Here is a 6,713-nt window from a genome sequence, read left to right on the forward strand (position 1 = left end):
GTTTACTGCCCGTCACCGGGATTGGGAACGCTGCCATTCAATATTGCCGCGCCGTAACCGTCGATGAACTCGCCAGGCATACGCTTCGGGCGCCCGGTGGAGAGTTCGATGCAGACAAAGGTAGTTTGCGCCCTCAGCAGCGTAAGGTTGTCGGAGGGGCGTTTGAGCTGGAAGCGGCGGGTCATTTTCAGACGACGATCCCAATCGACGATCCAGGTCGCCAGTTGCAGCTCGTCGCCCTCGTAGGCGCTGGCCAGGTAATCGATTTCGTGGCGGACTACGGCCATGGCACGGTCCAGACGGCGGTATTCGGCAAGGTCCAGCCCCAGATACTGCGAATGGCGCCAGGCGCAGCGCTCAAGCCAAGTGACATAAACCGCGTTGTTGGCGTGCCCAAGGCCGTCGATATCATCACTGCCGACATTCAGGTCGATGACGAAAGGCGTTGCCAGATCCCAGACCATGCTCGCTCCTGTTTGGGTGAGAGTGTGGGCGGCAGTGTAGCTGGAATGCAGACCCGGCATGCCTGGAGACTTCTGGGGGCAAGAGCAGGGTTTGAAGAAAAACAAAACCCTGAAAAAACAAAAGGGCCATTCAATAATCGAATGACCCTTGGTCCCGCATAGCGGGAAATCGTGGCGTCCCCTAGGGGACTCGAACCCCTGTTACCGCCGTGAAAGGGCGGTGTCCTAGGCCACTAGACGAAGGGGACGCAAAACCTTCAGTCAGGTTCATCAGTGATGAACCCTGGCAAAATTGGTGGAGCTAAGCGGGATCGAACCGCTGACCTCCTGCATGCCATGCAGGCGCTCTCCCAGCTGAGCTATAGCCCCGGATTTATCGCCTCGCGGCGGAGTTCAACCTTCCGGCATCACTCGGTGAAACTGGCGTCCCCTAGGGGACTCGAACCCCTGTTACCGCCGTGAAAGGGCGGTGTCCTAGGCCACTAGACGAAGGGGACAAAACCTTCTACCTGATCAGAGTTGGGACTCTGATCGATTCAACAACCCGTTTTAGCAGGCCTTGAACCTTGAATTTGGTGGAGCTAAGCGGGATCGAACCGCTGACCTCCTGCATGCCATGCAGGCGCTCTCCCAGCTGAGCTATAGCCCCACATCAGTGGACGGGGCGCATGTTAAGCGCGAGTCGCTAAGCTGTCAAATTTATTTTCGCGAAATTTGAAAGTTTTTCGTCGGGATAACAATCACTTACCGTTTTAGCCCGTAAATCCGAGGCCGGGCCGACCACTGCATGCCCTGCTCTCGCAGGCATACAGTGGCTTAGGGATATGCCTCACGGGTCAGGCAATAGCGCCCAACAGCTTTTCCCACTCTTTGTTTTCTTTCTTCGAGACGCCGCCCAGCAGGTCGATGGCCTGGCGCAGACGGAAACGGGTCAGGTCCGGGCCAAGAATCTCCATCGCGTCCAGCACCGACACCGAGCTGGCTTGCCCGGTGATCGAGGCGAACATCAGCGGCATGGCATCACGCAGCTTGAGGCCCAGGTGCTCGACCACCGACTGGATGCAGGCGGTGATCGGGTCTTTCTCCCACTGGCGCAGCGATTCGAGTTTCCACAGGATCAACTGCATCAGTTGTCGAACCTGATCGCCTGAGAGCTTCTTGTGCTCGAACAGCTTGACGTCCGGCGTGACGCCTCCAGCGAAGAAGAAGCTGGCCAAGGGCGCAATCTGGCTGAACGTCTCGACGCGGCCCTGCACGTGCGGGGCGATCTTCATCATGTACTCAGGGTTTAGCGCCCAGTTTTGCACACGAGCGGCGAACTCCTCGACAGGCAACTCACGCAGCCATTGACCGTTGAGCCACGACAGTTTCTCGATGTCGAAGATCGGGCCGCCCAACGACACGCGGGACAGGTCGAAGTGCTCGACCATTTCCTGCAGCGAGAACTTCTCACGCTCGTCAGGCATCGACCAACCCATGCGGCCCAGGTAGTTGAGCATCGCCTCCGGCATGAAGCCCATGCGCTCGTAGAAGGTCACCGAGGTCGGGTTCTTGCGCTTGGACAGCTTGCTCTTGTCCGGGTTACGCAGCAGCGGCATGTAGCACAACTGCGGTTTTTCCCAGCCGAAGTATTCGTACAGCAGAATCAGTTTCGGTGCCGAGGGCAGCCACTCTTCGCCACGCAGTACGTGGGTGATGCCCATCAGGTGGTCATCGACCACGTTGGCCAGGAAGTAGGTCGGCAGACCATCGGTCTTCATCAGGACCTGCATGTCCATACGGTCCCACGGAATTTCCACTTCGCCACGCAGCAGGTCCGGCACCACGCAGACGCCTTCGGTCGGCACCTTCATGCGGATGACGTGCGGCTCGCCCGCGTCCAGACGACGTTGCACTTCTTCTTTGGAAAGCAGCAGCGCACGGCCGTCATAGCGAGGGGTCTCGCCCTTGGCCATCTGCTCGGCGCGCATTTCGTCCAGTTCTTCAGCGGTGCAGAAGCACGGGAAGGCATGGCCCATGTCAACCAGTTGCCGGGCGTATTTCTGGTAGATCTCGCCCCGCTCGCTCTGGCGGTACGGACCGTGCGGACCGCCGACGTCCGGCCCTTCGCTCCACTCGATGCCGAGCCAGCGCAGCGCGTCGAAAATCTGCTGTTCGGACTCGCGGGTCGAACGCAACTGATCGGTGTCTTCGATCCGCAGGATGAACTCGCCACCGTGCTGCTTGGCAAAGCAATAGTTGAAAAGTGCGATGTAAGCCGTGCCGACGTGAGGGTCGCCTGTGGGCGATGGCGCGATGCGGGTACGAACGGTGGTCATGGAAAATCCCGAAATAAGGTCGATCAAGCAAAGAATGTTAACAGGCCGGGGGCGTCAGGCTCCAGCGCGGGCGCTGTAGTTGATGGAGCACATAACCCGCGCCCTGCTACATGAATCTGGAGGTTGAATGCAAAGCCCCCGTGGGAGGGGGCTTGCCCGCGATGCGATTTTTCAGACGCTACATGAGCGGCGGCACAGACGCTATCGCCGCAAGCCGCCTCCCGAAGTCCGGCGTCTGCCGCGAACCAGCGCTGCGTCAGACCGCCAGCAAGCGTTCGCGCAGTTTGCCGATTTCGTCGCGCATCTGCGCCGCAGCCTCGAATTCCAGGTCGCGGGCCAACTGGTACATCTTCTCTTCCAGTTGGCGAATGCGCTTGGTGATTTCGCTGGGCGAGCGCAGTTCGTTTTCGTACTTGGCGTTTTCCTCGGCGGCCTTGGCCATGCCTTTGCGCTTTTTGCTGCGCGAGCCGGGTACGGTGGCGCCTTCCATGATGTCGGCCACGTCCTTGAACACGCCTTTGGGCGTGATGCCGTGCTCCAGGTTGAACGCGATCTGCTTCTCGCGGCGTCGCTCTGTCTCGCCGATGGCCCGCTCCATGGAGCCGGTGATCCGGTCGGCGTACAGGATCGCCCGGCCGTTGAGGTTACGCGCCGCCCGACCGATGGTCTGAATCAGCGAACGGTCGGAACGCAGGAAGCCTTCCTTGTCGGCGTCCAGAATCGCCACCAGCGACACTTCCGGCATGTCCAGGCCCTCGCGCAGCAGGTTGATCCCCACCAGCACATCGAAGGTCCCCAGACGCAGGTCGCGGATGATCTCGACGCGCTCCACGGTGTCGATGTCCGAGTGCAGGTAGCGCACGCGCACGCCGTGGTCGCTCAGGTAGTCGGTCAGGTCTTCGGCCATCCGCTTGGTCAGCGTGGTCACCAGCACCCGTTCTTCAATCGCCGCACGCTTGTTGATTTCCGACAGCAGGTCATCGACCTGAGTCAGCGCCGGGCGAATCTCAATCTGCGGGTCCACCAGCCCCGTTGGACGAACCACCTGCTCGACCACACGCCCGGCATGTTCCGCTTCATATTTGCCGGGGGTCGCCGAGACGAAGATGGTCTGCGGACTGACGTTTTCCCACTCCTCGAAACGCATCGGCCGGTTGTCCAGCGCCGACGGCAAACGGAACCCGTATTCCACCAGGGTTTCCTTGCGCGAACGATCCCCTTTGTACATGGCGCCCACCTGCGGCACGCTGACGTGGGATTCGTCGATCACCAGCAAAGCGTCGGGCGGCAGATAATCGTACAGCGTCGGCGGGGGCGCACCGGTTGGACGTCCCGACAGATAGCGTGAGTAGTTCTCGATGCCGTTGCAGTAGCCCAGCTCCAGAATCATCTCCAGGTCGAACCGGGTGCGCTGTTCCAGACGCTGGGCTTCAACCAGCTTGTTCTGGCTGCGCAGGTATTCCAGACGCTCGCCGAGCTCGACCTTGATGCCTTCCATCGCGTCCAGCAGGGTTTCGCGAGGCGTGACGTAGTGGCTCTTGGGGTAGAAGGTGAAACGCGGCAATTTGCGAATCACCTCGCCGGTCAACGGATCGAACGCCGACAGACTTTCGACCTCGTCATCGAACAACTCGACACGGATCGCCTCCAGGTCCGATTCGGCCGGATAGATGTCGATCACATCGCCCCGCACACGGAAGGTGGCGCGGGCAAAGTCCATGTCATTGCGCGTGTATTGCAGGTCCGCCAGACGGCGCAGCAAGGCGCGCTGGTCAAGTTTGTCGCCACGGTCGATGTGCAGCACCATGCGCAGATAGGTTTCCGGGCTGCCCAGACCGTAAATGCACGACACCGTGGTGACGATGATGGCGTCCTTGCGTTCCAGCAGCGCCTTGGTGGCGGACAGGCGCATCTGCTCGATGTGGTCGTTGATCGAGGCATCCTTCTCGATGAAGGTGTCGGAGGACGGCACATAGGCTTCAGGCTGGTAGTAGTCGTAGTACGAGACGAAGTATTCGACGGCGTTGTTTGGAAAGAACGCCTTGAACTCGCCATACAGCTGCGCCGCCAGGGTTTTGTTCGGTGCCAGCACCAGCGTCGGGCGCTGCACCTGGGAGATGACGTTGGCGATGCTGAACGTCTTGCCCGAACCCGTCACACCCAGCAGGGTCTGGTGCGCAAGTCCGGCGTCGATCCCTTCGACCAGTTGGCGAATGGCCTCGGGCTGATCGCCAGCGGGCTCAAAACGGGTAACGAGCTGGAACTCGGACATAACCTACCTCTTGAATTCGTTCGCGGGATTCGCGACAAGACCTCGTCTGCACGGGGTGTACCGGCAATGACGAAATCACCGCCAACGACTCATCCCGTCCGGTTAAAGACGTCGGGCCGTGGCAGTGCTTGAAGTGATGCACTGTAAATGGAGACGTTTGCGCATGTTTCAAGGCGCTCATTTTATCAGTGGCTACACCATTGAGGTTTCAGCAGGACGAACGTTCTGTAAATAACCGGAAAAACCTTGAAAAAACCTGCCCCGCCCTGTCGCCCCCTTGGGGGATGCTCTTTATACTAGGTCCCCGTTTGTGCACCGCTTTGGCGCAGTCGGCCGCAGCGTGCATTCCTCTCCGCCCTCCATTCAGAGCTGCCGCAAAAATGAGCCTCTTCTCCGCTGTCGAAATGGCGCCCCGCGATCCAATCCTGGGTATCAACGAAGCATTCAACGCCGACACCCGCACCACCAAGGTCAACCTTGGCGTGGGTGTCTACTGTGACGAAGACGGCCGCATTCCCCTGCTGCGCGCAGTGGCTGAAGCCGAGAAGATCCGCGTTGCGCAACACGCGCCACGTGGCTACCTGCCGATTGACGGCATCGCAGCCTACGACCAGGCCGTGCAGAAGTTGCTGCTGGGCGCTGATTCACCCTTGATCGCTTCGGGCCGTGTATTGACCACGCAATCGGTCGGCGGCACTGGCGCACTGAAAATCGGTGCAGACTTCCTCAAGCAATTGCTGCCCAACGCCGTTGTGGCGATCAGCGACCCGAGCTGGGAAAACCACCGCGCGCTGTTCGAAACCGCAGGTTTCCCGGTGCAGAACTACCGTTACTACGATGCAGCCTCCCATGATGTGAACCGTGGCGGCATGCTTGAAGACCTGCAAAATCTGCCTGACCATTCCGTGGTCGTGCTGCACGCCTGCTGCCACAACCCGACCGGCGTCGACCTGAACCTGGAAGACTGGAAAAAGGTCCTTGAAGTGGTCAAGGCCAAGGGCCACGTGCCTTTCCTCGACATGGCCTATCAGGGCTTCGGCCAGGGCATTCAGGAAGACGCCATCGCGGTCCGCCTGTTCGCCGAGTCCGGCCTGACCTTCTTCGCCTCCAGTTCGTTCTCCAAATCGCTGTCGCTGTATGGCGAGCGTGTGGGCGCGCTGTCGATCATCACTGAATCGAAAGAAGAAACCGCCCGCGTCCTGTCCCAGGTCAAGCGCGTGATCCGCACCAACTACTCCAACCCGCCGACCCACGGTGCAATCATCTCCGCGGCCGTGCTCAACGATCCGGCGCTGCGTGCCATGTGGGAAGAAGAACTGGGCGAAATGCGCGTGCGCATCCAGGGCATGCGCAAGGCGATGGTTGAGCGTCTGGCCGACAACCCGGCCGGTCAGGACTTCAGCTTCGTGGGCCGCCAGTGCGGCATGTTCTCCTACTCCGGCCTGACCGCCGCACAGGCCCAGCGTCTGCGCAGCGAGTTCGGCATCTACGCCCTGGACACCGGCCGTATCTGTGTCGCGGCGCTGAACCAGAAGAACATCGACGTGGTGTGCGACGCGATCAAGAAGGTGCTGTAAGTCACCTACCCGGCACACACAGAGCGGACACCGCCGCCTCTTCGAGGCTGCGCTGTCTCGCAGCAAGCAAGGGATTGTGGGA

General features: G+C 60.3%; 4 protein-coding genes and 4 tRNA genes. 1 reads left to right on the forward strand and 7 read right to left on the reverse strand.

The features are described 5' to 3' along the window. Nucleotides 1-2: 2 nt before the first annotated feature. The 7 genes from H8S56_RS04605 to uvrB all read right to left on the reverse strand — a co-directional run bounded on the left by H8S56_RS04605 (nt 3) and on the right by uvrB (nt 5,054). Nucleotides 3-464 carry an acyl-CoA thioesterase gene (locus H8S56_RS04605; RefSeq protein ID WP_024685777.1) on the reverse strand — a complete coding sequence of 154 codons (462 nt, stop codon included), beginning with the start codon at nt 462-464 and terminating at the stop codon, nt 3-5. A 172-nt stretch (nt 465-636) separates the two neighbouring features. Beyond that, nucleotides 637-712: transfer RNA gene (locus tag H8S56_RS04610), tRNA-Glu, on the reverse strand. A gap of 45 nt (nt 713-757) precedes the next feature. Next, nucleotides 758-833 (reverse strand) — tRNA-Ala (locus tag H8S56_RS04615). A gap of 52 nt (nt 834-885) precedes the next feature. Beyond that, a tRNA-Glu gene (locus tag H8S56_RS04620) sits at nt 886-961 on the reverse strand. Nucleotides 962-1,037: 76 nt separating this feature from the next. Then, nucleotides 1,038-1,113, reverse strand: a tRNA-Ala gene (locus tag H8S56_RS04625). 187 nt (nt 1,114-1,300) lie between these two features. Next, nucleotides 1,301-2,782, reverse strand: coding sequence for a glutamate--tRNA ligase (gene gltX, locus H8S56_RS04630; protein ID WP_024686332.1), 1,482 nt, complete (start codon nt 2,780-2,782; stop codon nt 1,301-1,303). A 256-nt stretch (nt 2,783-3,038) separates the two neighbouring features. Continuing rightward, complete coding sequence (gene uvrB / locus H8S56_RS04635) at nt 3,039-5,054, reverse strand: excinuclease ABC subunit UvrB (RefSeq protein WP_024686331.1); 2,016 nt, start codon at nt 5,052-5,054, stop codon at nt 3,039-3,041. A gap of 380 nt (nt 5,055-5,434) precedes the next feature. Between uvrB and H8S56_RS04640 the strand changes: the two genes are divergently transcribed. Beyond that, nucleotides 5,435-6,631, forward strand: coding sequence for an amino acid aminotransferase (locus H8S56_RS04640; protein WP_187517979.1), 1,197 nt, complete (start codon nt 5,435-5,437; stop codon nt 6,629-6,631). The last annotated feature ends 82 nt before the right edge of the window (nt 6,632-6,713 follow it).

The organism is Pseudomonas triticifolii, from assembly GCF_014358015.1.
Taxonomy (GTDB): Bacteria; Pseudomonadota; Gammaproteobacteria; order Pseudomonadales; family Pseudomonadaceae; genus Aquipseudomonas; species Aquipseudomonas triticifolii.

Coding starts and splice junctions, on each gene's coding strand:
- H8S56_RS04605 (WP_024685777.1), bottom strand. CDS start 464: ATGGTCTGGGATCTGGCAACGCCTTTCGTCATCGACCTGAATGTCGGC.
- gltX (WP_024686332.1), bottom strand. CDS start 2,782: ATGACCACCGTTCGTACCCGCATCGCGCCATCGCCCACAGGCGACCCT.
- uvrB (WP_024686331.1), bottom strand. CDS start 5,054: ATGTCCGAGTTCCAGCTCGTTACCCGTTTTGAGCCCGCTGGCGATCAG.
- H8S56_RS04640 (WP_187517979.1), top strand. CDS start 5,435: ATGAGCCTCTTCTCCGCTGTCGAAATGGCGCCCCGCGATCCAATCCTG.